This window comes from Paucibacter aquatile (assembly GCF_002885975.1).
GTDB classification, from domain to species: Bacteria; Pseudomonadota; Gammaproteobacteria; order Burkholderiales; family Burkholderiaceae_C; genus Paucibacter_A; species Paucibacter_A aquatilis.
In genome coordinates, this window is the sequence record NZ_POSP01000003.1 from 2,256,649 (window position 1) to 2,283,196 (window position 26,548).

The window sequence follows — 26,548 nt, forward strand, 5'->3', positions numbered from 1 at the left end:
TCACGAGCAAAACCAAAGGCTGCTTCGTGCCGAGACCCGCCCGATCAACCTCAGCTCAAACTCGCGAACGCATCCCGGGTCAGGTTCTCGGCCGGGCCTTCCGCACGGCAGACCACATCGTCTTCGATGCGGATGCCGCCGAAGCGGCTCAGGCGCTCGACCTTGGCCCAGTCCACGCTGGAGGCCGAGGCACTCGCGCGCAGCTGGCGCAGCAGGGTCGGGATGAAGTAGAGGCCCGGTTCGATGGTCACCACCATGCCGGCCGCCAGGGGGCGGGTCAGGCGCAGATAGGGGTGGCCTTCTGGCTTGGGCGAAACGGCACCGGTTTCATCGGCCATGAAGCCGCCCGCATCGTGCACCTGCAGGCCCAGCAAATGGCCGATGCCATGAGGGAAGAAAATGCTGGTCACGCGCTCGGCCAGCTGCGCTTCCACGCTCATGCGCACCAGGCCCTGGTCTTGCAGGATGGCGGCGATGCGGCGGTGGGTGCTCAGGTGGATGTCGCGGTAGTCCACCCCGGCGCGGACCTCGTCCACCAGCGCCAGCTGGGCTGACTCCATGGCGGCCAGCAAGGCGTCGAACTCGGCGCTGCCGGCACCACCGGCCGACCAGGTGCGCGTGATGTCCGAGGCATAACCGTTCACTTGCGCGCCCGCATCGATCAGGAAGCTGCGGCTCTGGGCCGGGCGCTGCGTGTCCTGGTACTGGTAGTGCAGCACGGCGCAATGTTCATTGAGCGCGACGATATTGCCGTAGGGCAGATCGCGGTCGGTGTGGCCGGCGGCGATCAGATAGGCACGGTGGATCTCAGCCTCCGAGCCGCCGGCCAGGAAGGCATCGCGCGCGGCCAGATGGGCCGGCGCGGCGCGGCGCGAGGCGGCGCGCATCTGCTCCAGCTCGTAGGCCGTCTTGAAGGCGCGCTGGTAGTGCAGCAGATGGATCAGGTCTTGTGGGTTGTTGGGCACCACGCTTTCGAGCGCGGCATCGGCCTCGCCAATGATGGCCAGGCGGCCCGGCACCTGCAGATGGGCGGCGGCGTCTTCGGCGCGGCTGATGACGATCAGCTCCACATGCTGCACCCACTCACCAGTCGGCGCGCTGGGAGGCACATGCCAGTAATCGTCGGGCTGGTAGTAGACGACGCGCGGCTGGTGGCCGGGGCGCAGCAGCAGCCAGCTGTTGGGATGCTGGGTCAGCGGCAACCAATGCTTGAAATGCGGGTTGGGCTGGAACAGATAGGGCCGGTCGTCAAGGAAGGCGTACTTCTCGATGCCGGACGCGATCAGCAGCGCGTCAAAGCCGGTGCGCGCCAGGGCGCTTTCCAGCTGCGTTTGCAGCTGGGCCAGGTGTTGGGCGTAGGTCGTCGTGCTCATGGCTGCGGATTGTCGGCCATGGCGGGCTGAAGAATGCTCAGCCTTCGCGGTCCCAGACCACACCTTCTTCGGTCAAGACGGCATCCAGCGGCACATCATGCGGCTCGGCCTTGAGCATGGGCAGAAAGCCATGGGCATAGCCCACCCCCGCCGTGGCCGGCCGCGGCTGCAGCTCGGCCAGAGTGCGGTCCATGAAACCACCGCCATAACCCAGACGCAGGCCGAAGGGCCCGAAACCCACACAGGGCACCAGCAGCAGCTGCGGCTCAAACGTGGCGGTGTCCTTGGGCTTGGGGATGCCGTAGGCATCGTCCTCCATCGGGCAGCCGGGATACCAGACGTGGAAGCGCAGCGTGCCGTGCTCCTTGTCCACCACCGGCAGGCCGATGCGTCGATCCGGGTGCGCCTCGCTCCAGCGGTACAGCGCCGGCAGCGGATCGAACTCGCCCTTGATCGGCCAGTAAGCGCCAATGGTCAATTCACGCCGCCGCACCAGCCAGACCCGCAGCACGCTTTGCAATTGCTCGGCCAGCTCCAGCCGGTGGGGCAGGTTCAGGCGATCCTGGATCAGCTTGTGGCGCAAGGCGGCGCGGTCGTTCATGTCCACTGACAACTCCCTGGGAACATTCGGGCAGGCAATTCGGAAGGCCCCGCGATTGTGAGCGGACTTCGCGCCGCGCCCAGGCAGGAACAGCCCCTATATTTGACCCATGTCCAAGGATTCCCAAGAACTGCTCCACCACAGCCTGGAGCTGCTGGCCCCGCTGGGGCCGCTGCGCAGCCGACGCATGTTTGGCGGCTGGGGCATTTATGTCGACGACATCTTCATCGCCCTGATTGCCTTCGATCAGCTCTACCTGAAAGCCGACGCCGAAAGCCGGCCGCAGTTCGAAGCCGCCGGCTGCGCGCCCTTCCAGTACGAGCGCGAAGGTCAGGTCTTGAGCCTGGGCTATTTTGTGGCGCCCGAGGAGGCCATGGAGTCCCCCGCTCTGATGGTGCCCTGGGCGCGCCTGGCCTTGGGGGCCGCGTTGCGGGCGCGGGCGAGCAAGGCCCCAAAACCTGCGGCGAAAAAGAAGCCGGCCGCCGCCAAGAAGGCAGCGCCGCGCTGAAGTGCGGCCTCAGGTTTCAGACGTCAAGCCTCAGGCTGCCGCCAGGCAGCCCATGGCATTCCGCTCCTGAGCCGCCGCGCGCCGCTCACCCAGCCGCGCCTGCAGCGCCGGGCAGGCCGAGGGCGGCACCAGCAGTTGGAAGTCGGCCTGCGGCCAGGCCTCGATCACCACCTGGCTGCCCGAGGCCAGGGCCAAGGATTGACCGGCCTGCAGCCAGACATCCTCTGAAGGTGCGTCGGGGCAGCCAGGCTGGGTCAACCAGAGGCGGCCGCTGCTCACGCGCAGCTCGCGCGCCCCGGGGCCGATCTTGAAACTCAGGGCCTCGCCCTCGGCCAGGCGCCACAATGCTTGCGATTCACTCATGATTACTGCTCCCGCTGTTCCCGTCCCGAGGTGACACAGACCTTGCAAACACCCTCATGGACATGAGTGAATACTAGGGTTCCCCCGGAGCGGCGTCCAATGAGACTGCCGCAGACGATTGATACCATTCGCGCATGAATGGCAAGCACCCCTCCGACCCGCAACCCGCGCGGCTGCCCCTGTCCAGCCGGCAGCGGCCGCTGTCCATCGGCCCTCTGCGCGCCTTCGAGGCGGTGGCCCGTCTGCTCAGTTTTCGCGCCGCGGCTGAAGAGCTGCACCTGACCCAATCGGCCATCAGCCGCCAGATCCGATCGCTGGAGGACGAGATCGGCTGCACCTTGTTCCTGCGCGGCACGCGTTTCGTGGAACTGAGCGCCGACGGCGCGGTGTTGCGCCAGCAGGTCCTGCCTTTGCTCGAACGGCTGGATCAGACAGTGCGCCAGATCCGCCAGTCGCGCGGCCGGCGTGTGGTCAATGTGACCACTTTTGCCTCCTTCGCCTCGCTCTGGCTGATCCCGCGGCTGGAGGCTTTCCAGCGCGAACATCCGGACATCGACATCCGCGTCTCGGCCAATGATGTGGTGATCGATCTCGACGACAGCGAGTTCGACGTGGCCCTGCGTTACATCTCGAAAGAACAGACGCCGCCCGGTGCCGAGCGCCTGTTCGGCGAGACGCTGACCCCGGCCATCGGCCGCTGGGCCGCCGAGCGCGCCGCGGCCGGTGAAGCCCCTCCCCTGCGCCGACCGGCCGATCTGGCCGCCTACAGCCTGGCCGAAGAAGACGACTCGCGCGCCAGCACCGAATACCTGGGCTGGCGCCGTTGGCTGCGCACGCATGGCGTGGGCGAGCTGCAGCCGCGCCGCTGGATGTACCTCAACTTCACCTACCAGCAAGTGCAAGCAGCCCTGGCCGGACAAGCGGTGGCACTGGCGCGCGTGGCCCTGGTCAGCGAACAGCTGCATCGCGGCGATCTGGTCGAGCCCTTCGGCCCGGCCGGCCGCATGAGCAGCCCCATCTCCTACTGGCAGCTGCAATCCCGCCACAGCCGCGAGCGCACCGAAGTGCGCCAGTTCTGCGACTGGGTCAGCGCGCAGGCGGCGCAGACACGGGCGGACATTGGCGAGGCCGACGCAACAGCCGAAGCAGCCGAAGCAGCAGCCAACACAGCAAGCGAATCAGAAAGCAACAGGCCCGCCGAGGCCTGAATCCGGCTAGAGCCGGGCCCAGGACGCCGTCTTGCTATTGAAGAAGCCCGACTGCGTGTAGGCCTTGCGCACCACGCCTTGTTGCAGCAGACGCTGCAGGCCGATGTCCAAAGCGCTGCGCAGGCCGAAGCCTTGCGGGTGCTCGCGCGCCAGCAGGTAGTGGCGGGTGCCGCGCAGGCTGATCTTGAGGCCCGGGATCGGCACCAGGCGCACCTTGCCCACGGTCAGCGACAGATCGGGCGTGGCCTGGAAAGGCGCCAGCAGCAGATCGGCCCGGCCCGCCTCCACCATGCGCGGCATCAGCTCCCAGTTGGTGACGTGCTGGCGCCGGTGGATGCCCAGTTGTTCCAGCGTCGCCCAGTCGACCACCCAGTTGCGGTTGGACAGCACGCTCAAGGCCTGCACATCGGCCAAGCTGCGCGCGCTCAGGGCCTGGCGGTTGCTCTCGACGGTGTACAGGCCGGCCTCGAACTCGCCCATCTGCACCATGGGGCGGCTCAGCATCACGCCCGGGCCAGCGCCGGCAATGTCCTGCTCCCAGTAGGTGGTGGCGCTGCAAATCAGGCGGCCGGAGCTGATCTCGCGCAAGAGGCGCTCGCCCGAGGGCATGTCGACAAACTCAAGCGGCTGGGCCCAGCCGCCCAGGGCCAAAGCCTGGTGCAGCAGCACCACCTCGACCACATCGCGGCGCGAGTGCGGGCCGGAAAAATCGCTGAGGGTCAACGGGTCTCGGCGGTTCAGAAAACGGCCGTAGTCGACCATCACATCGGCCGGAACCGCAGCCTGTATGGAGCTCGGCACGGCCTCGCCCGCCATGGCCTCGGATGGCGGCAAGACTGCAGCAGACAGGGCCGACAGCGCACGGCCCAGGCAGCTCCGGCGGCTCAGCGCGCCCTTCAACTCGCACACTCCCACAAGCGGCTCAAGGCGAAATCACCTCGCGCTCAGTCAGCACCAGGGTCAAGGCCTGGTCATGCGGCTCGACGGCAAAGGACGCCTCGCCCAAGCTCCAGGCCAGACCGATGCTGGTGACGCCTGGGTGGGCCGCCAACCAACGGTCGTAATAGCCGCCGCCATAGCCCAGTCGGTAGCCCTCGCGGGTGAAGCCCACGCAAGGCACCAGCACCACATCAGGCACCACCACCGCCCCCTTGCTGCTCGGAATGCCGCACTCGTCCAGCAGTGCCGGCGCCGGGCCGTCGAGCGGGCCATCCCAGCGGCGGTAGTCCATGCGGCGCGGCGATTTGTAGGCAAACGGCAGAGCGAACTGCAGGGGCTCGGCAGGACCGTCATCGTCGAAGGCTTCGTCGTCGTCCTCATCGGCGGCGGCTTCGGTCTCCAGCATAGCGGCCAGGTTCAGCAGATGCGGGCCGGGATTGAACTCGCCGTCCAGCGGCCAATAGACCCCCAGGCATTGCGGCGCCAGCTGGCGCAGCAGCTCACGCAGCTGCAAGCCCAGCGCTGCACTCGCGGCATGAGCGGTCGGGGTGGCCAACCAGGCGCTGCGCTGGGCCAACAATTGCGCGCGCAGGGCCGGTCGCTCGTGAGACAGTGTGGTGTGTGCGGATAAAGCAGACGATGAAGGCGAAGCCGGTGTATCGCTCATGAGGCGCAGTCCTTGCGCAAGCGCGGCCCACTGGGCCCGCCTGGATCCGTGTGATGTGGAAGAAACAACAAAGCAGTCGCAGTCGCAGAAAGCAGTGGGACCATGTTCTTGGCAGTATATGAAGCAGAAGTGAGGACTCAGGCTGGGGATGCCCCCGATCGCCGCGCAGGCCGTGTGCGTCCATGGGCCTTGGCCCTGGCGGCCTGTGCGATTGCCGGAGGCTTCGGCTCGGGCGCAGCGCCGGCCCGGGCCCAAAGCAACCCGGCCCTTGTGAGTACCAGCGCCAGCCCGGAGCTGATCCTGGAAGCCCAGGACACCTTGCGCCAGAAGAACCGCGCCCGACTCTCGGCCTTGAATGCAGCAGCGCAGGAGCTCAAACACCCGCTGGCCCCCTGGGTCGACTACTGGCAGATCGGCCAGCGCCTGGCCGAAGCCGCGCAGCCCGAGCTGGACGCTTTCTACGCCCGCTGGCCCGGCTCCTACGTCGAAGACCGCCTGCGCAACGACTGGCTGCTCGAACTGGGGCGCCGCCGCGACTGGAAGAACTTCGCCAAGGACCACGCCGCCTACCAGATGCGCGACGACCGCGAGGTCGCCTGCTACGCCCTGCTGGCCGAGCATTTCAACGGCCGGCCCGTGGCGCGCGAAGCGGCCCGCGCCGCCTGGCTCGCGCAACGCGAGGCCAGCGAAGGCTGTGGTCTGCTGGCCAGCACCTGGCTGGACCAGAAGCAGTTCAACCAGGCCGACCTCTGGCTCAAGCTGCGACTCTCGCTTGAATCGCTCAAGCTGCCGGCCGCACGTCAAGCCGCCAGCCTGCTGGGCAAGCCCGTGGAGCTGGCCCTGAAAGAGTTGCTCGACAACCCTGCGCGCTACATGGCGCGCAAGGCGCGCGGCGGCCCCCGGCAGAACACCGAACTGGCCACCCTGGGACTGATGCGGCTGGCGGCCACCGACCCGGGCGCTGCGGCCGAGGCCATGAACAAGCGCTGGCAGCGCGAGCTGCCGCAAGACCTGCAGGCCTGGGCCTGGGCGCAAATCGGTCGCCAAGCGGCCTTCAAGCTGCAAGCCGAGGCCAGCGATCACTTCGAGCGCGCGCTCAAGCTCCAGGGGCGACTGGCACCTGAGTGGAGCGAAGAGACCCGCGCCTGGATCGTGCGCGCCGCCCTGCGCAGCGGCCGCTGGACCCAGGCCCTGCAAGGTCTGGATCTGCTGACCGGCGCCGATGAAGGCCTGCGTCACGGCCGCGAGGCCCGTGAGGCCCGCCAGGCCCGCGAGCTGCGCGAAGCGCGCGACCTGCCGCCCTGGCCCTACTGGCGCGCACGCGCCCTGCTGGCCACGGCCGCGCCGGGCGCCGCCGGCGAAGCGCAGCGGGACGAAGCGCGCAAGCTGTTGCAGACCATGGCCGAAGCTCCCCAGGCCGCCCTGCACTACTACGGCCGCCTGGCCGCCGAAGAGCTGGGCCTGCAGCCCGCCCTGCCGCCCGCCCCCAGCGCCTTGAGCCCGACCGAGCGCAACCAGGCGCAAGCCCACCCGGGCCTGGGCCGGGCTTTGATGCTGATCCAGCTGGGCTTGCGCAGCGAGGGCAACCGCGAATGGAACTTCTCCCTGCGCGGCCTGAACGACCGCGAGCTGCGCGCCGCCGCCCAGCTGGCCTGCGAGCGCGAACTCTGGGACCGCTGCATCAACAGCAGCGACCGCAGCCGCCAGGAGTTCGACCTGGCCCAGCGCTTCCCCACCCCGTTCCGCAACGCCCTGCTCGGTCAAGCCCGCGAGGCCGGCCTGGACCCGGCCTTTGTCTACGGCCTGATCCGCCAGGAGTCGCGCTTCATCGCCGACGCCCGCTCATCTGTCGGCGCCACGGGCCTGATGCAGGTGATGCCGGCCACGGCGCGCTGGACGGCCAAGAAGGCCGGCCTCAGCTACAGCCCCGAGCTGATGAAGACGCAGGACTTCAATCTGCGCATCGGCACCCATTACCTGAAGCTGGTGCTTGATGACTTCGGCGGCTCCTACGCCATGGCCGCAGCCGCCTACAACGCCGGCCCGGGCCGCCCGCGCCGCTGGCGCGATGGCCCTGTGCTGGAGGCGGCCATCTGGGCCGAGAACGTGCCCTTTCTGGAAACCCGCGACTATGTGAAAAAGGTGCTGACCAACAGCGCGGTCTACGCCCAGCTGCTGGGCCTGGGCCCCGAGGCCAGCAGCCTCAAGGGCCGCCTGGGGCGCAGCATCGGCCCGCGCAGCGCAGGCACCGACATCGTTCCCGAGGAGCAGCCCCTGCCATGAGCATCGCCATCGATTCGAGCAGCCCGTCCATCCTGATCCTGGGCGGCAGCGGTTTCATCGGCCGCGCCCTGTGCGAGCAGCTGGTGCAGGCCCAGGGCGGCCGCGCCCGCATCACCGTGCCTACGCGCCGCCTGGGCCACGCGCCGGGCCTGCAAGCCATCCAGAGCCTGCCCGGGCTGACCGTGCTGCAGGCCGATGTGCACCGGCCCGAGACCCTGCAAGCCCTGGTGGCCGGCCACGAGGTGGTGGTCAATCTGATCGCCATCCTGCAAGGCAGCGAGGCCCAGTTCCAGCGCAACCATGTGCAGCTGCCGCGCCAGATCGCGGCCGCCTGCCGGGCGGCCGGCGTGCGCCGCCTGATCCACATCAGCGCCCTCGGCGTGGGCGCCACGGTCGATGGGCAGACCGAGGGCCCTTCGCGTTATCTGCGCTCCAAGGCCGAGGGCGAGGCGGTGCTGCAGACCTCGCCCGATCTGGACCTCAGCATCCTGCGCCCCTCGGTGGTGTTCGGCGCGGGTGATCGCTTCGTCAACCTGTTCGCCAAGCTGCAGGCCCTGTTCCCGCTGATGCCGCTGGCGGGCGCCGAGGCGCGTTTTCAGCCGGTCTGGGTGGAGGATGTGGCGGCGGCCATCCGGCGCTGCATCGCCGACCCGGCCACCATCGGCCAGACCTACGAGATCGCCGGCCCCGAGGTGCTGAGCCTGGCCGAGATCGTGCGCCGGGCCGGCCGCTGGAGCGGCCACCCGCGCCCCATCCTGCCCCTGCCCGCGCCCCTGGCCTGGGCACAGGCGCTGATGATGGAGCTGATGCCGGGCGAGCCGCTGATGTCGCGTGACAACCTGGGCTCCATGCGCGTGCCCAATGTGGCCGGTCTCAGCGGCCCGGCCCTGCCGGGCCTGGCCGAGCTGGGCATCGCGCCCAGCGCCATGGCGGCCGTGGCGCCCGACTACCTGCGGCCCGAGCAACAGGGCTGCGGACGGCTCGATGCCTGGCGCATGAAGGCGGGGCGCTGAGGCGAAGCCCAAGGCCCGCCGCGGGCATGCATTGATGCGTTCAGCGCATCAAGCTCATGCGTGAATATCAGCGGCCTGGCTTTCAGTTTCAGCGGCCTGGCTCGCTAAGCTGGCCGCTCTTTGCAAGCCCGTCCGACGACCAGAAAGAACCCACCCCATGAAGCTCTACATCGGCAACAAGAACTACTCCTCCTGGTCCATGAGGCCCTGGGTGCTGCTCAAGGCCTTCGGCATCCCCTTCGAGGAGGTGAAGCTGCGCTTTGATTTCACCCCCGGCTCGGCCTTTTATCAGGCCCTGGCCGCGCTGACTCCGGTGGGCAAGGTGCCGCTGATGGTCGAAGACGATGGTTTCGTCATCTGGGACACCCTGGCCATCACCGAAACCCTGGCCGAGCAGCACCCCGAGCACGCCATCTGGCCGCGCGGCGCCCGCCAGCGCGCCCGCGCCCGCAGCCTCTGTGCCGAGATGCACGCCGGATTTGGCACCCTGCGCAGCCTGTGTCCGATGAATATCGACGCGGACTTGCAGGCGGTGGGCACCCGCCTGCTGGCCACCGAGCCCAAGCTCAAGGCCGACCTGGCCCGCGTGGACGCGCTCTGGAGCGAGGCCCTGGCCGCCAGCGACGGGCCCTTTCTCTTCGGCGCCTTCAGCGCGGCCGACGCCTACTTCGCCCCGGTGGTGATGCGCGTCACCCGCTACGGCCTGCCGCTGACCGCCGCGGCGCAGGCCTATGTGCAGGCCATCGAGGCGCACCCGGCGGTGCAGGCCTTCGTGGCCGATGCCCTGGCCGAGCGCGACTTCATCGCCGAGGATGAGCCCTACCGAACCCAAGCCTGAGGCTCGCACGCGGCCGACCACAAAAAAAGCGCCTCACGGCGCTTTTTTCATGGGGAAACTGGCTTCTCGTCCGCTCAGACCGCCTTGCGCCGGCGAGCGACAAAACCCACGACCCCCAGGCCCGCCAGCAGCAGGGCATAGGTTTCAGGTTCCGGCACCGGGGTCAGCACCAACGAACCCTGAAAGTTGGCGCCGGCACCCAGACGCGCGCCAGACACGGTGACTTCCACGGAATTGATGTCCGGGAAGCTCAGCGAGCCCAGGTCGATATTGCTGCCGCTGGCGCCCAAAACCCAGGCCGTGCCGTTGATCTTGACCTCGGAGATCTGGAAACGGCTGCCGCTGATGTCACCCGACACGGCGTAACTGCCCAGCAGGGAGCTGAACCCGAAATCGCTGGCGTTCAGCAAAAAGGAAAAGGAGCCGGCCGCATCCGCAGCCGTGATTTGGCGAGCACCGAACTCGTAGACAAAGGTGCTGCCGTCAAAATAACTCGCTTCGCTCAACGTGGCGGCCGACGCGCCACCTGCACACACGGCCAGCACGGACGCGGCAAACACCGAATTCAGATTCATCATCATCTTGCGCATCAACATACTCAACTCCGTCCGTGGTGTGCTTGCACTGGCATGATCGCCTGCGCTGAGCCGCGCTCAATCGGCGCGCTCAGCGCGACTGTACCGACATTCACCCCTGAACACCCCCCCGATCCGCGGGGCTCGCAGCGCGAAGAGCGCACAGAAGATTGGCGGCCCCTTGTTCGAACACACAAGCAGCACCTCATGACAACGAAGCAAGCTTTCTTCCTGGTCGGCGGCGCGGTGCGCGATGCCCTGCTGGGCTGGCCCGTGAAAGACCGCGACTGGCTGGTGGTGGGCGGCGACCCGGCCCAGATGCGGGAGGCCGGCTTCGTCGCCGTGGGCCGCGACTTCCCGGTCTTCCTGCATCCCGAGACCCATGAGGAGTACGCACTGGCCCGCACCGAGCGCAAGACGGCGCCCGGCTACCACGGCTTCGCCTTCCATGCGGCGGCCGATGTGACGCTGGAGCAGGACCTGGCGCGGCGCGACCTCACGATCAACGCCATGGCCCAGGACGACGGCGGCCAGATCATCGACCCCTACGGCGGCCGGCGCGATCTGGCCGACAAGCTGCTGCGCCATGTCTCGCCGGCCTTTGCCGAGGACCCGGTGCGCATCCTGCGCCTGGCCCGCTTTGCTGCCCGCTTCGAAGGCTTCAGCGTGGCGCCGGAGACGCAGGCCCTGATGTGCGAGATGGTGGCCGCGGGCGAGGTCGATGCCCTGGTGGCCGAGCGCGTCTGGCAGGAGTTCGCCAAAGGCCTGATGGAGGCGCGGCCCGAACGCATGATCGAGGTGCTGCGCGACTGCGGCGCCCTGGCCCGCCTGGCGCCCGAGCTGGACGCCTTGTTCGGCGTGCCCCAGCCCGCCGCCCATCACCCGGAGGTCGACACCGGCGTCCATGTGCTGATGGTGCTGCGGCAATGCGCCTTGCAGCAGGCGCCGCTGACGGTGCGCTATGCCTGCCTCTGCCACGACCTGGGCAAGGGCCTGACGCCAGCCGATGTGCTGCCCCGCCACATCGGCCACGAAGGCCGCGGCCTGCCCCTGGTGCGGCGCCTGAGCGAACGCTGGCGCGTGCCCAGCGATTGCCGCGAACTGGCCGAGCTGGTCGCGCGCGAACATACCCATGTGCACCAGAGCGAAGCCTTCAGCGCCGAAGCCCGCCTGCGCCTGATGGAACGCTGCGATGCCTGGCGCCGGCCCGAACGCTTCGAGCAGCTGCTCTGGGCCTGCGAATGCGATGCCCGCGGCCGGCTGGGGCTGGAAGACCGGCCCTACCCGCAGCGTGAAGGACTGCTGAAGGACCTGCGCGCCGTGCAGGCGGTGGACCTGGCGGCCGTCAGCGCGCAGGAGCTGGCCGAGGGGCGCAAGGGGCCGGAGATCGGGCAGGCGGTGCAGCGGGCGAGGCTCGCGGCGCTGGGCGAATAACTGATAAAAAACGCGGATTCACGGGGGCAGCTCAGCTTCAGTGATGGGGGCGAGGCCAAGCGGACGACAAGGGGCAAGCTTCACCTTGCCGATTGAAACTCGACCTCGACCTGCCGACTGCCGATCACCGAAAGGGCAAATGTGACAGACCCCAGGGGCATTTGCCTTGATCCGCAACTCCAGCCCTGGCTGTAGCCATTGCAAGGGTCAGGTCTTGCCTTCAGGTTTAGGCCTGACCCTCTTGCCTGCTCAAGGGCTTCAAGCTGAGCCACTACTCGCAGCGCTACCTCGCGGAGTTCCAGTACCGCTTCAACCGGCGCTTTGACCTGCGGGCAATATTGCCAGGACTCCTGGGCGACGCCATCCGCTCGGGGCCGTGGCGGGAGTACTCAGTGAGGCAGCCGATGCCAGCGGAGATTGCTGCCTAATCAGGCAGGTTTGAGACCTGACCCTCGGCCGTTCTAGCGCGTCGTAGAAGTCCCATGCTTCGGACAAAGGACTCGGCCATCGGCACTTTCGGACCACCCAGCCTCGCGAGCACGATTGGCCATGCCTTTGGCCCACTCTTCCACCGGATCAGTCGCAGGCTCATCCAGCGTCGGTTGGAACACGCTGCCGCAGCCCTCCACTTGGCACGAGATCAATAGCTCCGAGTAGGCAAGAGTTTCCATGGCCTCCTCAGGCTTACTCATGGTTTGAACGCTCCATTGACGATGTTTCGCAACTGTTGGACAGCTTCAGGCGTCAGCGCCTTGAATCTATCAAGTCGATCAATGGCACCTAGGCCGACATCGCGGATATGTGCAGCTGCTCCAGGGGAGGCGGCGTTCCTGACCTTGCTAGCGAATGACTCGGCGACCGCTCGAAGCTGAGCGCCGGTATCCAGCGGGAAATGTGTTCCGCCCGATCTGACGATGCTCTCGATTTCACGAATCTTGCCCGGATCTATCTTGGCCGCAGCCGCCGGTAGTACTTCCTTTGCGGCAGTCCCAACCACCCGAGTTGCCCCAAACAGCCGAGCAACCCAAGGAAGCGCACGCGCCGCGACCAGCTCAGGCCCCACTACTGTAGCCGCAACCCCTATGGCGACGGCCCCCGCATCCCTGCTTCCCTCGCGTTCCTCGTCACGGGTCATACCCTTGGGGATGAAATGGTCGGAGTGTTCAATATTCAACGACACGTGACCCGACGATGGTTCTCGCCCTCCTTGTCCACTGTCGACCAGAACTTCACAGTTCGGGCCCATCGCCCGGCAATCATCGTTACTGAAGCGCCCATCGGGGTCTGTCCCTGAATACGGCCGGTTGTTCACATACGTGTACCGACCGAAGCCGATTCCCGACTCCGCATCCGTCACCACCGGATCCACACTCAAGAACCGCCCCGCGATCGGGTCGTAATACCGCTGCTGCATGTACACCAGATCCGTCTCCGGATCATTCACATGCCCTGTGAAGCCAATGCTGCTGGTGTTCGGCCCCGGCTTTGTTCCCGCCGCCGTGAAGCCATAAGGCTCATACCGCGTGCGGTTCATCACCACCGGTTGAGCGGCGCTGTTGGTATGCGCCACCGGGCTGCCCAGCGCATCGGTGTGCACATACTGGGTCTGATTGCCGGCGCTGGCCCACTCGGCGATCTGCTTGCCGCCCAAATAGATGTAGGCCGTGCTGCCCGCCGGCCGGGGCCCGCCGCTGCTGGTGGCCCAGAGGATCTGCCCGGCCTGGCTGTACAACTGCAAGCGGGTGCTGCCGTCGCTGCTGGCCACGCGGAAGCGGCGGCCGTGGCCGTCGTAGGTGTAGCCGCCGCCCAGGCTGGCGCTGCTGAGGCGGTTGCCCAGATCGAACGCAAAACTCTGGCCGCCCTTGCTGCTGATGTTGCCGCGAGCGTCGTAGCCGTAGTTGGTCTGGCTGCCGTTGGTGACGATGCTGCTCAGGCGATTGCTGGCGTCGTAGTTCAGCGTGCTGCTGCGGCTGCCGACGGAGGCCGTGCGCAGGTTGTCCACCGCGTCATACGTGTACGTGGCAGTGCCCCAGACGCCGGGCGCATTGGCCGTCCACAGCCGGTCCAGATCGTCGTACGTCATCGCACGACTGAACACCGCTTCCTGCTGATCGGCGATGGCAGTGACGTTGCCATTGGCGTCGTAGCTGTACTGGTCTTGCATCACCCCGGCGTCGCGGTTCACCAGGGGCAAGCCGCGCAGGTTCTGCGTTAGGCTGTGGGCAATGCCATTACCCAGGGTATAGCTCGACACCGCGCCGTTGGGGTGGAACTTCACGGAGCTGGCGTAGGCACCGGCGCTGCGCGGCTCACCGAGGGCATTGGGCGAATAGGTGACCACCGGGCCACCCGTGGGGTAGCTCAGGCTGCCGTTGCCGTCGTAGCCCCAGCTGAAGGTAAAACTCTGGCCGGCGTAGCTGAAGGTTTCGTTCTCCAGCAAGCGAAGGGCGTTGTAGGTGTAGCTCCAGCTGTCACCGCTGCCGGTGCTCACGGTCTTGAGCTTGCCATCGGGCCAGTAGGCCCGCGCCACCGAGGGGCTGCCGTCGCCGTAGCTGGTGCTGGTCAGCTGGTTGACGGCGTCGTAGACATGGCTGATCCGCGCTGCCACCGGCACGCTGATGGCGCTGAGCTGAGACTCGGCTGGGTTGTACAGCGCCCACAGGGTTTGTGCGCTTTGCTTGCCGCGCGGGTTGGTGTGGCGGGGCAGCGGACAGTTTAGGGAAACGGCGGAGGGTCAGGTCTTGCCTTAAGAATTGAGACCTGACCCCGAATTTGGACATGCGTCATCCACAAAGATGTCCTCCCGCCTGTCTCCACGTGCGGTCACGTGGTACCGAGCGCCGGGGAACTCGATGCGAAGTGGCCGGGACATGGCCTGCATTCTGAGCTGACCGAGCAAGAAAGTGGGAGGGAGTTAATATTTAAGACTTGACCCCGAATTTGTATGACCCCGAATTTGTAGAGATCGAGAAGCTGGGGCCCAAGGCCAAGCGACAGATCACACAGCTACTTGATTCCTTCATCGAAGGAGAGAAGCTCAAGCAGCGCATGAGCGCTACCCGCAAGTCCGAGGCTTGAGGAACCCCAGACGAACAAAGGGCCGCTGTCAGCGGCCCTTTGTTTTCATGGTTTGCTTCGCTCTTCGGCAAGCACCAATTTCTTGACCTCGGCCGGACTCAAGCAAGATCGAATGCGTGCGTACAACTCAGCCGCTTTCGCGTAGTCCCCACGATGGAATGCCTCATCCGCTTGCGGCCGCACTTGTTTAGCCAGTCCATCAAGCCAGTATTCATCAGCCCAGACCGTGCGTTTTTCCTCAAGTATCGAGAAGAAATGTGGATCACCTTGCAGCGCTAAAGTCCCATAGCGTTTCAGCAAGGCTCCCTGCGCTTCCAAACCCACGACTACGCCTTCTGCTGTTGATGCGATTGCGTGGCTGTATCGCTTGGCAGCGTCAGGGTCAACAACCCGGATGATTTCTGCCAATGCATACCGCGTCCCCACATACAAGATATCGACGCCAATTTCATAGGACCGTCGGCCATGAAAGACAGATATCTCAACGTCACCATTTTGGTAACGAACAAGCGTTGGCAGCGACTCCACTAACGAGAAGCCAAGATCGTTGAGAAATGCAAACGTCGTCTTGGCTACGTTCTCGAAGTTGAGGTGCACTCGATCCTGCTCAGACATGGCTTTCATCTCCTGCATCATGGTTTCGGCGGCATCCACAAATTGGTGGACCGATCAAACGTCCAACCGCGATCCATCAAGAGATTGCGCTCGGCGTTGAGAAACTGCCCCGTAGTGTCCAAAGGTGAGGCATCCCGCATCGGTAGGCCACGCCCCATTTCCTGGCGTAGCACCCCTGAGTTCTGGGCCCAGTTGGCTTTCGGGTTGCCCATGTTGGGCAATCGATCAAGCAAGGACTTCTCGCCCGCAGGAAGATTCTGCAAGTCCTTGACTCGGCCAATTACTGTACGTTCAGCCGTTGCTGCGCCCTTTGCCGCAGTCCCAACTACCCGAGTCGCCCCAAACAGCCGAGCAACCCAAGGAAGCGCACGCGCCGCGACCAGCTCAGGCCCCACTACTGTAGCCGCAACCCCTATGGCGACGGCCCCCGCATCCCTGCTTCCCTCGCGTTCCTCGTCACGGGTCATACCCTTGGGGATGAAATGGTCGGAGTGTTCAATATTCAACGACACGTGACCCGACGATGGTTCTCGCCCTCCTTGTCCACTGTCGACCAGAACTTCACAGTTCGGGCCCATCGCCCGGCAATCATCGTTACTGAAGCGCCCATCGGGGTCTGTCCCTGAATACGGCCGGTTGTTCACATACGTGTACCGACCGAAGCCGATTCCCGACTCCGCATCCGTCACCACCGGATCCACACTCAAGAATCTGCCCGCAATCGGGTCGTAATACCGCTGCTGCATGTACACCAGATCCGTCTCCGGATCATTCACATGCCCCGTGAAGCCAATGCTGCTGGTGTTCGGCCCCGGCTTGGTGCCCGCTGCCGTGAAGCCATAAGGCTCAAACCGCGTGCGGTTCATCAGCCCGCCTGAGGCATTCGTGTGCGCCACCGGGCTGCCCAGGGCATCGGTGTGCACATACTGGGTCTGGTTGCCGGCGCTGGCCCACTCGGCAATCTGCTTGCCGCCGAGGTAGATATACGCCGTGCTGCCCCCCGGCCGGGGCCCGCCGTTGCTGGTGGCCCAGAGGATCTGCCCGGCCTGACTGTAAAGCTGCAAGCGGGTGCTGCCGTCGCTGCTGGCCACGCGGAAGCGGCGGCCGTGGCCGTCGTAGGTGCAGCCGCCGCCCAGGCTGGCGCTGCTGAGGCGGTTGCCCAGATCGAACGCAAAACTCTGGCCGCCCTTGCTGCTGATGTTGCCGCGGGCGTCATAGCCATAGTTGGCCTGGCTGCCGTTGGTGACGATGCTGCTGAGCTTGTTGCTGCCGTCGTAGTTCAGCGTGCTGCTGCGGCTGCCGACGATGGCCGTACGCAGGTTGTCCACGGCGTCATACGTGTACGTAGCATTGCCCCAGACGCGGGGCGCATTGGCCGTCCAGAGTCGGTCCAGATCGTCATACGTCATCGCCCGGTTGAAGAGCCCGTTTTCTTGCTGATCGGCGATGGCGCTGACGTTGCCATTGGCGTCGTAGCTGTACTGGTCCTGCATCACCCCGGCGTCGCGATTCACCAGGGGCAGACCGCGCAGGTTTTGCGTCAGGCTGTGGGCAATGCCGTTGCCCAAGGTGTAGCTCTCCACCGCGCCGTTGGGGTGGAACTTCACGGCGCTGGCGTAGACACCGACGCTGCGCGGCTCCCCCAGGGCATTGGGCGAATAGGTGACCGAGGGGCTGCCACCTGGAAAAGTCAAACTGCTGAGGCTGCCGTTGCTGTCATAACTCCAGAGAAACTCAAAGGTCTGACCGGCATAGGTGAACACTTCCTTGTCCAGAAGGCGCAGGCTGTTGTAGTTGTAGCTCCAGTTGTCTCCACTGCCCGTGCTGATGGTCTTGAGCTTGCCGTCGGGCCAGTAGGTTCGTGTGATGGCAGGGCTGCCATCACCGAACACCGTCGTGTCCAACTGGTTGACCGGGTCATGGCGGTACTTGACACGAGCCGACTCCGGCACGCTGGCTCGGTCACAGGTGGCGGATGTCAGCCCGACACCGGGCGCGCGCCAGTCGATATTGCCGGCGGCGTCATAGTCCTGGATGGTGGCGCCGACCTCGGGCTCCACGGTCTTGCACAGGCGCTGGCCTGAGTCATACACATAGCTGCGCGTGACGCTGACGCCATTGCCGCTGCGGGTGATGCTGGTGGGCTTGCCAAAGGCATCGCGCGCGATGCTGACGCTCATACCCCCAGGCAGGCCGCCACCGGCCGGCACGCTGATGGCGCTGAGCTGGGCCTCAGATGGGTTGTCCAGCGCCCACAGGGTTTGTGTGCTTTGCTTGCCGCGCGGGTTGGTGTGGCGGACCTGAAAGCCACTGAGGTACTCGGTCGTGCTGCTCAGGGTGCCGAGTTCACTGTCGGCATCTTGCTGCGTGAGGCGACCGAGGGCGTCGTAGCTGCTGCGCTTGCCGGGTGAGCTGACGGCCACCGTGGCGAAATCGCGCTGCGGGTAGCTCTCAAACGTCACCCGCCCCTCGGCATCAAACGCTTTGACCGTGACCTTGCGGGTGTTGGCCTCGTCCCCCGCATCAAAGCTGCGTGTCATCACGGGCCGCCAGAACGCATCGAAGTAGGTGTCGGTCTGGGCATTGCCCTTGCTGATGGTCTGCCGCCAGTGACCGGCAGGCAAGCCGTACTGCGGCGTCCAGTTCTGCGCAAAGGTCAAGCTGGTACTCGCCCAGCCCGAAGGCGGATTGATGCTGGCCAGTCGGCCCATGCTGTCGTAGCCATAGCCCGTGGTGTAGCCGGCGGCACCGGTGACGCTGGTCACGAGACCCAGGTCATTCACCACCGCGGACTCGCTGCTGCCATCTGGGTAGCGCACGACCTGTGGCACGCCGCGCCTGTAGTTGTCAAAGTAGGTGGTGTAGTCGCGACCATCAGTGCGGCTGGCCAGGGTGCCGTCGGTGTTGTAGGTGAAGCGATGTTGGAAGACCCCGAACTTGCTGCTGCTGCGCAGCATGGCGTTGCTGGGGAAATAGTCGTTGTCCACCACCGTCTGGCCATTGGAGGTGATGGTGTCCACCTGGCCGAGAACCCAGAGGCTGGTGTTGTCGGCATAGCTGATGGTTTCGCTGCGGCTGCCGCCCGGGCCCGAGCGGGTCACGCTCAATGGGCGGGCGAAAACAGTGTCCATGCTGTTCACCACCCAACTGAAGGTGCTGCCCTGCTGGCTGACGCTTCGCGCTTCCAGAGGCATGGGCCGGCTGCCAATGGCGCTGTCGCCGAGATCGAAAACGCTGTATCCGGCCAGGTTGAGTCGGCGGTGTTGAAAGCTCGTCACGCGCAAGGCGCTGCCGCTGGAATAGCCCTCCTCCTGCTTGAGCAAGATGCCTTCGGTTTGCTCATAGCGGGTGCCGTAGGTGTAACGATGGACCCGCTGACCGGGCGCGGTGACGGTGACAACCTTGGTGTCGGGGCAATTGCCGCTGCAGGTGCTCCAACTGCCCGCACCAGGCGCCGCGTTTGGGTAAGCGTAGCCCCAGTCCTGCGTCGGCACGCTGGGTCCCCAGAGCGTCTTTTGCGTCAGCGCGGCCGAGGCAAATTACAGGGGATAACGCAGTCTTTCCTCGGTTCCACCGAAGCACTGCTCGGGGACAAAAGATCGACCATGGCTGATCGCCTGAAACCGGAACTCGCCTCGCGCTCCGCTGGGGTGCTGGAAGCTGATCGGTGTGGTTGAGAACGGAGCCAACACCCCCGGTGAACCCGAGCAATCCGGGTTGATCGCGTATCTCGGGGGGTAGGCCAAGACACCGGCGTTGGAGAAGGTCCAGAGCTTGCCGTCGGGCTGCTCGACCGAGCTCAAATCACGATCGGGGCCGTAGTTGTAGCGCCAGGTTCGCGTGCCATCGCTGACCGTCGCAACACGGTAGCTGCCGGCGACGTAGCTGAAGGTCAAGGAGCGCCCGTCATCTGACGTGATCGACTCCAGCTGCCAGGGGCTGGCTGAGTTGTACTTGAGCAGCAAGCGGTTGCCGAAGCGATCGCGTATCTCGGTGGGAAGAATCAGCACTTCGCTGCGCAGCAAGGAAGGGGTAGGAACGGCCGCAGGGTCCAGCTTGCGATTCGGATCCGCAGGCTCGGCAGCCCAACCATCAGGCACTTCTGATGCGCGATAGATGACCGAAGCCGTGCGGCGAACCAGCCAGTCGAAGCGATAGCTCGTGCCGTCGGGCTTGACGGCGAGAAAGCCTTCACCCGCGTTGTTCTGACTTTCCGAAGCGAAGGCATTGGACTTCAGCGAAATTCAGCGGATGTTCCAAAAGTCGCGGGTCAACAGCGGATAGGTATAGCCATCACTCGGCCCCGGAGGAGAGAACGGGGCCCGCTTCAAGATCTCAGTTTCACCTTGGCCTGGGACATACAGCATGGAGCCTCGCCAGTACTCAGGAGCATCCCAGTACGAGCTCAGATTGGTGCCGCGCACCGTACCGGGCGACACAAAATTGCTGCAGCGGTTGTTTCCCGAGGCGCCACCGATGGACCAGCCATTGCGAGTCGAAAAAATGCCCTGCACCCGAGGCAAATCAAGATCCCAACGGCCAAACAGTCCAGACACTTCTTGCGCGGCCACGCCGGAGCTCAGGCGGCGAGTGACCGCAATGGGCAGGGCGTCATTGCCGGGCAGCGACACATCCGTCTGAACAAACTCGGTCGCGCCGGTGTACAGATTGACCTTGTCGCCGAACAGATTGGGCCCCAAGGCCGCGACCGAACGGCCACCGCGAATCAGTTGCCCCTGCTCCTCGTAGTAGGTTGCCGCTCCTGCGGAGACGCAGGCCGAGATCGTTGCCACGGCCACCCACAAAGCGCGCAGGCGCACCACGGCCCCACGCACAGGCGTTGATGAAAGCTCACCCAATTGATGAATCACTCCCTCGCCAAGATCCGGGCGGCCTGGTGGCTGCGCTCACGGTTCGGTCACGGAACCTGTTGTTGTTCTCTGCTTGATGTCGCCAAACGCGCTGAGTTGGAGCTGGTCCAAGGCCCGCGTTTGTCCCGGGCGGGAATATGCTCAAAGAGCTTGCGGCCGTCAGCCTGTCAGGACTTACAGCTTGACCGCATCACGCGGCATCAGGGCTTCGAGCGCGAAACTGATACAAGCTCAACGCGGCGGGACGCAGGCCGCCCAGCTTGCTCGGATCACATCAAGAAGATGCATCTGCCAGTGCGACTTCAAGTTCATCTTCCCAGACGAGGCCGCATCGAGCTTGCCTTCAAACCCAATGCGGCAGCAGCGGCTCACAACATGTGCGAGCGATCCCCGCTTGCAAACCCCAGCGCTTCGAAGCCCGAGCCCGCGGCCGCAAAGCCGATCACCTTGAACAGCTCGCCCATCTCGTGCTCGGCAACCAGCTTGTGGGCCATGCTGCGCTCGGCCACGCCCGCGCCTTCGAGCAGGGCGGCCAGGCCGCAGTTCCAGAGGAAATGCGCCTGGCTGGTGTAGCCCAGCACTTCGAGCCCGGCGTCCTGGCCGGCCAGGGCGATGCCGGTGAAGTTGATGTGGGCGGTGATGTCTTTCTCGCCCACCAGCACCAAAGGATCGGGGTCGCTGCGGTGCAGATGGTGGCACATCAGGGTGCCGCCGTGGCGCTGCGGGTGGTAGTACTCGCGCTCGGGAAAACCGTAGTCGATCAGAAAAGCTGCACCGCGCCGCAGGCGCTGGGCCAGGGTGCGGACAAAAGCCTCGGCCTGGGCATGGGTCTCGGTGACCATGCCGGGCGGAAAGGCGCCCACCGGCGGCTCGCTCAGCGGCAGAGCCAGGCCCGGCTGAACACGGTCGGCGTAGGCAAAGCCCCCCTCGGGCGTGCAGACCACGCCACGTTCGGCCCAGGCCTGACCGTCGAAGGCCAGGAGCTGCACAGGCATGGCGTCCAGCACCTCGTTGCCGACGACGATGCCGTCGAGCTGTTCGGGTAGCTGGTCCAGCCACTCCACCTGATCGCCCCAGGCGGCCAGGCGCTGGGCCTGGCGGGCGCGCAAGGTGCCGGAGAGATCGACGATGCGATAACGACGAATTTGCGTGCCCAGAGCACCCAGCAATTGCTCGGCCAGGGCGCCGGTGCCGGCACCGAACTCCCAGACCTCGTCGCAGCCGCAGGCCTGCAAGGCCTGTCCGACCTGGGCCGCCAGCGCGCGGCCGAACAGCGGGCTCAGCTCCGGCGCGGTGACAAAGTCCGAGCCGCTCTGCGGCATCAGGCCGAACTTCTGGCTGGGGCCGCTGTAATAGCCCAGGCCCGGGGCATACAGGGCCAGGGCCATGAAACGGTCGAAGGGCAGCCAGCCGCCAGCGGCGCGGATCTCGGCGGCAATGCGCTCGCTCAGCGGGCTTGCTTGGGAAGAATCGTCAGTCATGGAAAGCGCTGCGGCGCTGCCGCAGCCATTGCTCAAAATCGGGGGCGGCCATGGGCGGGCCGATCAGCTCGCCCTGCAGCTCATCACAACCCCAATCGGCCAGCAGGCGGCGCTGGGCGCTGTTGCGCACGCCCTCAGCGCTGACATGCAGGCCCAGGCCGCGTGCCATCTGGATGATGGCGCGGGTGATGGCCGCGGCACCGCCGTCCTCGGGCAGCTTGGCGACAAAGCTCTGGTCGATCTTGAGCTTGTCCAGGGGCAGCTGGGTCAGGTGGGCCAGCGAGGTGTAGCCGGTGCCAAAGTCGTCGACCGACACGCCCAGACCCAGTGCCCGCAGGGCCGTCAGGGTGGCCGGCGCGCTGGCGATCTCGTCCATCAGCATGCGCTCGGTCAGCTCCAGCTCCAGGCACTCGCCGGCAATGCCGACCTCGTCCAGCACCCGCGCCACGGCAGCGCCGAAGCCCTCCAGGCGGAACTGCATGCGCGAGAGGTTGACGGCAATCGGCACCGCCGCCACGCGGCGCTCGCGCCAGTCGCGTGCCTGCAGGGCCGCCGCGCGCAGCACCCATTCGCCGAGCTTGAGCATCAGGCGATGGCGCTCGGCCACATCGATGAAGGCATCGGGCCCGAGCAGGCCGCGCGTGGGGTGGCGCCAGCGCAGCAAGGCTTCGGCGCCGATCAGTGCTCCACCCTGCTCGCCGCCCAGCGCCGCCACCTGGGGCTGGAAGAACAGCTCGAACTCGCCGCGCTCCAGGGCTTGGGCCAGCTCGCTCTCGAGCACCAGGTCGGAGTAGGCATGGCGGGCCAGTTCCGCATCGAAGAACTGGTAGTTGGCGCGGCCGCCGGCCTTGGCCTGGTACATGGCCATGTCGGCATGCTGGATCAGCTCTTCGGGCCGGCCACCATGCTCGGGGAACATGGCCACGCCGATCGAGGGCGTGACGCACAAGCGGCAGCCATCGGCCAGCACCGGCACCTCGACCACGGCCAGCAGCGCCATCAGCACCACCATCACATCCTCGCGGCTGGTGATGTCGCGCAGCAGGATGACGAACTCATCGCCACCGAAGCGCGCCACCAAATCGGTGGAGCGCAGGCAATCGGTGATGCGCTCGGACACCGTGGTCAGCACCTTGTCGCCTTCCAGATGACCGAGCGAATCGTTGACGCGCTTGAAGTTGTCCAGGTCGATGAAGAGCAGGGCCAGGCGGCGATCGCGGCTCTCGGCCAGCTGCAGGGCCGGGCCCAGCTGCTCCATGAAGGCTGCGCGGTTGAGCAGGCCGGTCAGGGCATCGTGGTGAGCCAGGTGCTGGATGCGGGCCTGAGCGGCCAGGCGGTCGCGGATGTCGCGCACGATGGTCATGCGCAGATGCTCACCCTGCGCCTCCAGCGTGCGCACGATCAGCTCGACCGGGATGCGCGAGCCGTCGCGGTGCAACAGGGCCGATTCGTAGCTGAGCTCGCGCCGCTCGGCCATCACGCGGGCGGCCTGCTCGCGCAAATCATCGACGACGAAATCCAGCGCCGCGCGCCCCACCATCTCGTCCAGGCCGTAGCCCAGCAGGCGGCACAGCGGCGGGTTGGCGTCGCTGATCCGGCCCTGGCGGTGAAACAGAATGCCCTCGACCGAGGCCTGCATGAATTTCTGCAGCCGCGCCTCGGACTCACGCGCGGCAATCTCGGCCACGCGGTGGCGGGTGATGTCGTTGATCATCACAAAGCAGGCCTGCGGCTCGCCGGCGCCCACCAGATGCGGGATCAGGCTGACCTCGACCCAGCGCCCATCCTCGCTGCGTGCCGGGTCAGGGCCGGGCAGATAACGCTCATAGCTGACGGTCACCCGCTCGCGCAGCAGGCGGTCCACCTGGGGTTGAACCAGCAGCTGGGCATCGTGCCCGATGACCTCGGTGAAGCTGCGGCCGAGGATGCTCTGCTCGTCCAGCCCGAAGGCCTGGGCGTACTGGCGGTTGGCGAAATGGCAGCGATAGGTCTGCGCGTCGTAAAAGGCCAGCAGCGCCGGCACATGATCGGCCAGCAAGCGCATCTGGCTGGCTTGCAAGGCCAATGCCTCGCTCTGCTCCCGCGCCAGCTGGGCCTGGCGGCGCTGGGCCGTGACATCGCTCCACCAGCAGGCAAAGGCCTCGCGCGCGGGCAACCAACGTGCACGGCATGCCAGGTCCGGGCCGGCATCGGCGCCGCTCAGCTGAAACTCGAAGTCGGCCCGGGCCGCCAGCAGCGCGCGCAAGCGGGCCCGGTCGGCGGCCGACACAGCCTCCAACCAGCGCCCAGGCTCGCTGCCGGCCCAGACTGGATGCAGCGCATGCCAGGCGCTGTTGGCCTGCAGCAGCGTGGCTTCCGGGCTCAAGAGACAAGCGGCGCAGGGCAACTCATCCCAGCCCAGCGGCTCCGGCTGAGAGGGCGGCAAGCTCGTCAGCGTCATGCCTGACCCTTGGCAGACTCCAGCGCCAGGCACAGGTCGGCCCAGGCACCGGCCTTGTCGGCCGGGCTGCGCAGGAGGTAGTCCAGGCCATAGCTGACCAGCACCGGGATGCCTTCAAAGTGATGAACCCGGCCGCGCAAGCGGCCCAGCGGCTCATCGCTGCCCAGCAAGGCCTGGGCCGATGCCCGGCCCAGGGCGACGATGACGCGCGGCTGCAGCAGGGCCACCTGGCGCGCCAGCAAGGGCCTGCACTGCTGGATTTCGGCCGGGCCGCTCGGCACGCCCGGGCCAGCTCGGCATTTGAGGGGCAGGCTGATGTAGGCCTGGCGCTCGCGTGCGGCCGGCTCGGCCGCTGGCCGGCCCAGGGCGGGCGCCGGGTCCAGCTTGAGCGCGCGCATCATATTGGCCAGCAAGGCGCCGGCCTCGCCACCGAAGGGCTGGGCTGGATCTTCGGCCTCGCCGGACGGGTCGGCCACGATCAGCCAATCGGCCGCCTCAGGCCCGGCACCGAAGACATGGGCGCGACGGCCCTGGCAGAGCCGGCAGGCCTGGCATTCGGCCGCCTCATAGCGCAACTCGGGCCAGCCCAGGCCGGCCACCAGCTGCTCGCGCTGACCAGCAGGCAAGGCGGGGCGACTGGGCGCGGGTGCCGCCTGCGGAGCGCGTGGCAGCAGCTCGGCCACGGCGGCAAGCGCGGCGACCGGGGCCGGTGCGGGTGGGCGAGGCGCCGGCGCAGCGGCGGGCGGGCGAACGGCCGCAGGCGCGGCAACGGCCGGCGCCTCGCGCTCCGCCACGGCCACCGCGCTGTCCGCCGGGTCGGTCGAGGCTTCAGCCGTATCGGGGCGCGGCCAGACCCGCAGGCCCATGGCCGCCAGCATGGCGGTTTGGCGGGCGTCCCAGCTCATGGCCGTGCCTCGCCGTCTTCCATGACGTCCAGGCTCATCAGCACCGCGTCTTCGCGCGGGCCTTGCAACACCGGGTAGTAGGCCGGGCGCAAGCCCACTTCGCGAAAGCCATAGCGCAGATAGACCTCGCGGGCGCGCTGGTTGCTCACCCGCACCTCCAGCCAGAGCTGCGGGCATTTGCGATCACGGCAGAGCTGGGCCAGGGTCGCCAGCATGCGCCGCGCCAGGCCGCGGCCCTGGCAGGCCGGGTCCACCGCGATATTGAGCAAGTGGACCTCGCCAAAGCCCTGCATGGCCAGGCAGTAGCCGAGCACGCGGCCGTCCTCGGACTGCAGCACATAGGCGCTGTAGCCGGCCGCCAAAGAATCGATGAAATTGCCCTCGGTCCAGGGCAGGGGGTAGGCGGCGCGCTCGATCTCCAGCACGGCCGGCACATCGCTGCCACGCATGGCGCGCAGGCGCGGCTCGGCGGCCAACACATCTGCTTCCCGGGGGCAGGCGCTCATGCGGCACTCCCGGCCTGAAGTTCGCTCTGTCGTTCGGCCTGCTTCTCGGCCGCCAGGCGAATCGCCAAGCGCTCCTCGGTCGTCTGCGCCACCTTGTCGCGCACATAGAGCGGCATGGCCTCGGCGGCATCGAGCCCTTCGCCCCGCGCATGGGCCTGGCGCGCCAACTCCGCCAAGGCCGCGGCGCGTGACTGGCAGCGCGGCCACTGGCGCACGCCCGCCAAGGCCTGGCCTTGCAGCTCAGGGAACACCGCAAGCGCCGAGCCTGCCAAGGCCGCCGGCGGGGTCTCCCAGCACTGCAGCAAGGCGGCGGGCGAGTACAGAGCCGGCGCGGCCTCCTGATGCCAACGCACGCCATCCCAGCGGAAGGCCGCGGCGTAAATCTCGTTCATGCGCGCGTCCATGGCCACCCAGATCGTGCCTTCCAGCGCCCGACCCTCGGCCTCGGCTTGATGACGCGCGTCCTCGGCCACCAGCTGCAGGCTGCACAGCGACAGCACCGGCTTGTTCAGCGCAAAAGCCAGGCCCTGCACCACCGCGCAGGCTGCGCGCAAGCCGGTAAAAGCACCGGGGCCGCGGCCGAAGGCGATGGCATCCAGCTCGGCCATGGCCAGGCCCGCCTGGGCCAGCAAAGCCTGGGCCTCCGGCACCAGCCGGGCCGAGGCCTGCGGGCCACCCTCGGCCTCAAACAACCAGCGTCCCGCCGGGCTGCTGAGGGCCAGGGCCATGGTTTCGGTGGAACTGTCGAGGGCCAACAACACGGTCATGGCGGAAGTGTAGCCGCGGGCCTTGGCGGCCCCGGGCTTGCAAAGGACTCAAAAAAGCAAACGCCGGGGCGCTTGCGCGACCC

General features: G+C 66.7%; 23 protein-coding genes. 7 read left to right on the forward strand and 16 right to left on the reverse strand.

Features of this window, described 5'->3' with window-relative positions:
* Nucleotides 1-50: 50 nt before the first annotated feature.
* A complete protein-coding gene (gene pepQ, locus C1O66_RS12920; protein ID WP_102768256.1) occupies nucleotides 51-1,373 on the reverse strand; it encodes a Xaa-Pro dipeptidase in 1,323 nt (440 codons plus the stop codon).
* Between the two features lie 37 nt (nucleotides 1,374-1,410).
* A complete protein-coding gene (locus tag C1O66_RS12925; RefSeq protein WP_102768257.1) occupies nucleotides 1,411-1,974 on the reverse strand; it encodes a 5-formyltetrahydrofolate cyclo-ligase in 564 nt (187 codons plus the stop codon).
* Between the two features lie 109 nt (nucleotides 1,975-2,083).
* Between C1O66_RS12925 and C1O66_RS12930 the strand changes: the two genes are divergently transcribed.
* Nucleotides 2,084-2,482 (forward strand): TfoX/Sxy family protein, encoded by a 399-nt coding sequence (locus tag C1O66_RS12930; protein WP_102768258.1) that lies wholly within the window; start codon nucleotides 2,084-2,086, stop codon nucleotides 2,480-2,482.
* A 30-nt stretch (nucleotides 2,483-2,512) separates the two neighbouring features.
* Here C1O66_RS12930 and C1O66_RS12935 read toward each other — a convergent pair whose 3' ends face one another.
* On the reverse strand, nucleotides 2,513-2,845 hold the full coding sequence (locus tag C1O66_RS12935; RefSeq protein ID WP_102768259.1) for a DUF2917 domain-containing protein: 333 nt from the start codon (nucleotides 2,843-2,845) through the stop codon (nucleotides 2,513-2,515).
* Between the two features lie 134 nt (nucleotides 2,846-2,979).
* On the opposite strand from C1O66_RS12935, the gene C1O66_RS12940 reads away from it, so the two are divergent.
* A complete protein-coding gene (locus C1O66_RS12940) occupies nucleotides 2,980-4,053 on the forward strand; it encodes a LysR family transcriptional regulator (RefSeq protein ID WP_102768260.1) in 1,074 nt (357 codons plus the stop codon).
* A gap of 6 nt (nucleotides 4,054-4,059) precedes the next feature.
* Here C1O66_RS12940 and C1O66_RS12945 read toward each other — a convergent pair whose 3' ends face one another.
* Both C1O66_RS12945 and C1O66_RS12950 read right to left on the reverse strand, forming a co-directional pair.
* On the reverse strand, nucleotides 4,060-4,962 hold the full coding sequence (locus tag C1O66_RS12945; protein WP_133155202.1) for a hypothetical protein: 903 nt from the start codon (nucleotides 4,960-4,962) through the stop codon (nucleotides 4,060-4,062).
* A 13-nt stretch (nucleotides 4,963-4,975) separates the two neighbouring features.
* On the reverse strand, nucleotides 4,976-5,659 hold the full coding sequence (locus tag C1O66_RS12950; protein WP_102768262.1) for a 5-formyltetrahydrofolate cyclo-ligase: 684 nt from the start codon (nucleotides 5,657-5,659) through the stop codon (nucleotides 4,976-4,978).
* A 270-nt stretch (nucleotides 5,660-5,929) separates the two neighbouring features.
* Between C1O66_RS12950 and C1O66_RS12955 the strand changes: the two genes are divergently transcribed.
* The 3 genes from C1O66_RS12955 (at nucleotide 5,930) to C1O66_RS12965 (ending at nucleotide 9,793) form a co-directional block, all read left to right on the forward strand.
* A complete protein-coding gene (locus C1O66_RS12955) occupies nucleotides 5,930-7,942 on the forward strand; it encodes a lytic transglycosylase domain-containing protein (RefSeq protein ID WP_243392789.1) in 2,013 nt (670 codons plus the stop codon).
* Nucleotides 7,939-8,955, forward strand: coding sequence for a complex I NDUFA9 subunit family protein (locus C1O66_RS12960; protein ID WP_102768264.1), 1,017 nt, complete (start codon nucleotides 7,939-7,941; stop codon nucleotides 8,953-8,955). Before C1O66_RS12955 ends, C1O66_RS12960 begins: the two co-directional genes overlap by 4 nt.
* Nucleotides 8,956-9,112: 157 nt before the next feature.
* Complete coding sequence (locus C1O66_RS12965) at nucleotides 9,113-9,793, forward strand: glutathione S-transferase family protein (RefSeq protein WP_102768265.1); 681 nt, start codon at nucleotides 9,113-9,115, stop codon at nucleotides 9,791-9,793.
* A gap of 74 nt (nucleotides 9,794-9,867) precedes the next feature.
* Here the strand turns inward: C1O66_RS12965 and C1O66_RS12970 are convergent, their stop codons facing one another.
* The gene (locus C1O66_RS12970) at nucleotides 9,868-10,389 is read right to left on the reverse strand and encodes an FxDxF family PEP-CTERM protein (protein WP_102768266.1); all 522 of its coding nucleotides are present in this window, start codon (nucleotides 10,387-10,389) and stop codon (nucleotides 9,868-9,870) included.
* A 186-nt stretch (nucleotides 10,390-10,575) separates the two neighbouring features.
* On the opposite strand from C1O66_RS12970, the gene C1O66_RS12975 reads away from it, so the two are divergent.
* Nucleotides 10,576-11,802 carry a multifunctional CCA addition/repair protein gene (locus C1O66_RS12975; protein ID WP_102768267.1) on the forward strand — a complete coding sequence of 409 codons (1,227 nt, stop codon included), beginning with the start codon at nucleotides 10,576-10,578 and terminating at the stop codon, nucleotides 11,800-11,802.
* 688 nt (nucleotides 11,803-12,490) lie between these two features.
* Here C1O66_RS12975 and C1O66_RS12980 read toward each other — a convergent pair.
* Nucleotides 12,491-14,410: an RHS repeat domain-containing protein gene (locus C1O66_RS12980; RefSeq protein WP_133155203.1), complete on the reverse strand. Its 1,920-nt coding sequence runs from the start codon at nucleotides 14,408-14,410 to the stop codon at nucleotides 12,491-12,493.
* Nucleotides 14,411-14,730: 320 nt separating this feature from the next.
* Between C1O66_RS12980 and C1O66_RS23925 the strand changes: the two genes are divergently transcribed.
* Nucleotides 14,731-14,880: a hypothetical protein gene (locus C1O66_RS23925; RefSeq protein ID WP_165794597.1), complete on the forward strand. Its 150-nt coding sequence runs from the start codon at nucleotides 14,731-14,733 to the stop codon at nucleotides 14,878-14,880.
* A gap of 45 nt (nucleotides 14,881-14,925) precedes the next feature.
* Here the strand turns inward: C1O66_RS23925 and C1O66_RS12990 are convergent, their stop codons facing one another.
* From C1O66_RS12990 to tsaB, 9 genes are all read right to left on the reverse strand, one after another.
* Nucleotides 14,926-15,495 carry a hypothetical protein gene (locus C1O66_RS12990; protein ID WP_165794598.1) on the reverse strand — a complete coding sequence of 190 codons (570 nt, stop codon included), beginning with the start codon at nucleotides 15,493-15,495 and terminating at the stop codon, nucleotides 14,926-14,928.
* Nucleotides 15,496-15,512: 17 nt separating this feature from the next.
* Nucleotides 15,513-18,989, reverse strand: coding sequence for an RHS repeat domain-containing protein (locus tag C1O66_RS12995; protein WP_102768270.1), 3,477 nt, complete (start codon nucleotides 18,987-18,989; stop codon nucleotides 15,513-15,515).
* Between the two features lie 45 nt (nucleotides 18,990-19,034).
* Nucleotides 19,035-19,520 carry a hypothetical protein gene (locus C1O66_RS13000; protein WP_102768271.1) on the reverse strand — a complete coding sequence of 162 codons (486 nt, stop codon included), beginning with the start codon at nucleotides 19,518-19,520 and terminating at the stop codon, nucleotides 19,035-19,037.
* Between the two features lie 219 nt (nucleotides 19,521-19,739).
* Nucleotides 19,740-20,318 (reverse strand): hypothetical protein, encoded by a 579-nt coding sequence (locus C1O66_RS13005; RefSeq protein ID WP_102768272.1) that lies wholly within the window; start codon nucleotides 20,316-20,318, stop codon nucleotides 19,740-19,742.
* 416 nt (nucleotides 20,319-20,734) lie between these two features.
* Complete coding sequence (locus C1O66_RS13010) at nucleotides 20,735-21,847, reverse strand: class I SAM-dependent methyltransferase (protein ID WP_102768273.1); 1,113 nt, start codon at nucleotides 21,845-21,847, stop codon at nucleotides 20,735-20,737.
* Nucleotides 21,840-24,287, reverse strand: a complete 2,448-nt coding sequence (locus C1O66_RS13015; RefSeq protein ID WP_102768274.1) for a putative bifunctional diguanylate cyclase/phosphodiesterase — start codon at nucleotides 24,285-24,287, stop codon at nucleotides 21,840-21,842. Before C1O66_RS13015 ends, C1O66_RS13010 begins: the two co-directional genes overlap by 8 nt.
* A complete protein-coding gene (locus tag C1O66_RS13020) occupies nucleotides 24,284-25,192 on the reverse strand; it encodes a uracil-DNA glycosylase (RefSeq protein WP_102768275.1) in 909 nt (302 codons plus the stop codon). Before C1O66_RS13020 ends, C1O66_RS13015 begins: the two co-directional genes overlap by 4 nt.
* On the reverse strand, nucleotides 25,189-25,698 hold the full coding sequence (rimI, locus tag C1O66_RS13025) for a ribosomal protein S18-alanine N-acetyltransferase (protein WP_102768276.1): 510 nt from the start codon (nucleotides 25,696-25,698) through the stop codon (nucleotides 25,189-25,191). Before rimI ends, C1O66_RS13020 begins: the two co-directional genes overlap by 4 nt.
* Nucleotides 25,695-26,465 (reverse strand): tRNA (adenosine(37)-N6)-threonylcarbamoyltransferase complex dimerization subunit type 1 TsaB, encoded by a 771-nt coding sequence (gene tsaB / locus C1O66_RS13030; protein WP_102768277.1) that lies wholly within the window; start codon nucleotides 26,463-26,465, stop codon nucleotides 25,695-25,697. The genes rimI and tsaB overlap by 4 nt, the downstream gene beginning before the upstream one ends.
* Between the last annotated feature and the right edge of the window lie 83 nt (nucleotides 26,466-26,548).

Bases quoted from the DNA above. Each gene is read 5' to 3' on its own strand.
- C1O66_RS12950 (WP_102768262.1), bottom strand. From the start codon at position 5,659: ATGAGCGATACACCGGCTTCGCCTTCATCGTCTGCTTTATCCGCACAC.
- rimI (WP_102768276.1), bottom strand. From the start codon at position 25,698: ATGAGCGCCTGCCCCCGGGAAGCAGATGTGTTGGCCGCCGAGCCGCGC.
- C1O66_RS12960 (WP_102768264.1), top strand. From the start codon at position 7,939: ATGAGCATCGCCATCGATTCGAGCAGCCCGTCCATCCTGATCCTGGGC.
- C1O66_RS12965 (WP_102768265.1), top strand. From the start codon at position 9,113: ATGAAGCTCTACATCGGCAACAAGAACTACTCCTCCTGGTCCATGAGG.
- tsaB (WP_102768277.1), bottom strand. From the start codon at position 26,465: ATGACCGTGTTGTTGGCCCTCGACAGTTCCACCGAAACCATGGCCCTG.
- C1O66_RS12970 (WP_102768266.1), bottom strand. From the start codon at position 10,389: ATGTTGATGCGCAAGATGATGATGAATCTGAATTCGGTGTTTGCCGCG.
- C1O66_RS12940 (WP_102768260.1), top strand. From the start codon at position 2,980: ATGAATGGCAAGCACCCCTCCGACCCGCAACCCGCGCGGCTGCCCCTG.
- C1O66_RS13010 (WP_102768273.1), bottom strand. From the start codon at position 21,847: ATGACTGACGATTCTTCCCAAGCAAGCCCGCTGAGCGAGCGCATTGCC.
- C1O66_RS12990 (WP_165794598.1), bottom strand. From the start codon at position 15,495: ATGTCTGAGCAGGATCGAGTGCACCTCAACTTCGAGAACGTAGCCAAG.
- C1O66_RS12930 (WP_102768258.1), top strand. From the start codon at position 2,084: ATGTCCAAGGATTCCCAAGAACTGCTCCACCACAGCCTGGAGCTGCTG.
- C1O66_RS13020 (WP_102768275.1), bottom strand. From the start codon at position 25,192: ATGAGCTGGGACGCCCGCCAAACCGCCATGCTGGCGGCCATGGGCCTG.
- C1O66_RS13015 (WP_102768274.1), bottom strand. From the start codon at position 24,287: ATGACGCTGACGAGCTTGCCGCCCTCTCAGCCGGAGCCGCTGGGCTGG.
- C1O66_RS12925 (WP_102768257.1), bottom strand. From the start codon at position 1,974: ATGAACGACCGCGCCGCCTTGCGCCACAAGCTGATCCAGGATCGCCTG.
- C1O66_RS12935 (WP_102768259.1), bottom strand. From the start codon at position 2,845: ATGAGTGAATCGCAAGCATTGTGGCGCCTGGCCGAGGGCGAGGCCCTG.
- C1O66_RS12975 (WP_102768267.1), top strand. From the start codon at position 10,576: ATGACAACGAAGCAAGCTTTCTTCCTGGTCGGCGGCGCGGTGCGCGAT.
- pepQ (WP_102768256.1), bottom strand. From the start codon at position 1,373: ATGAGCACGACGACCTACGCCCAACACCTGGCCCAGCTGCAAACGCAG.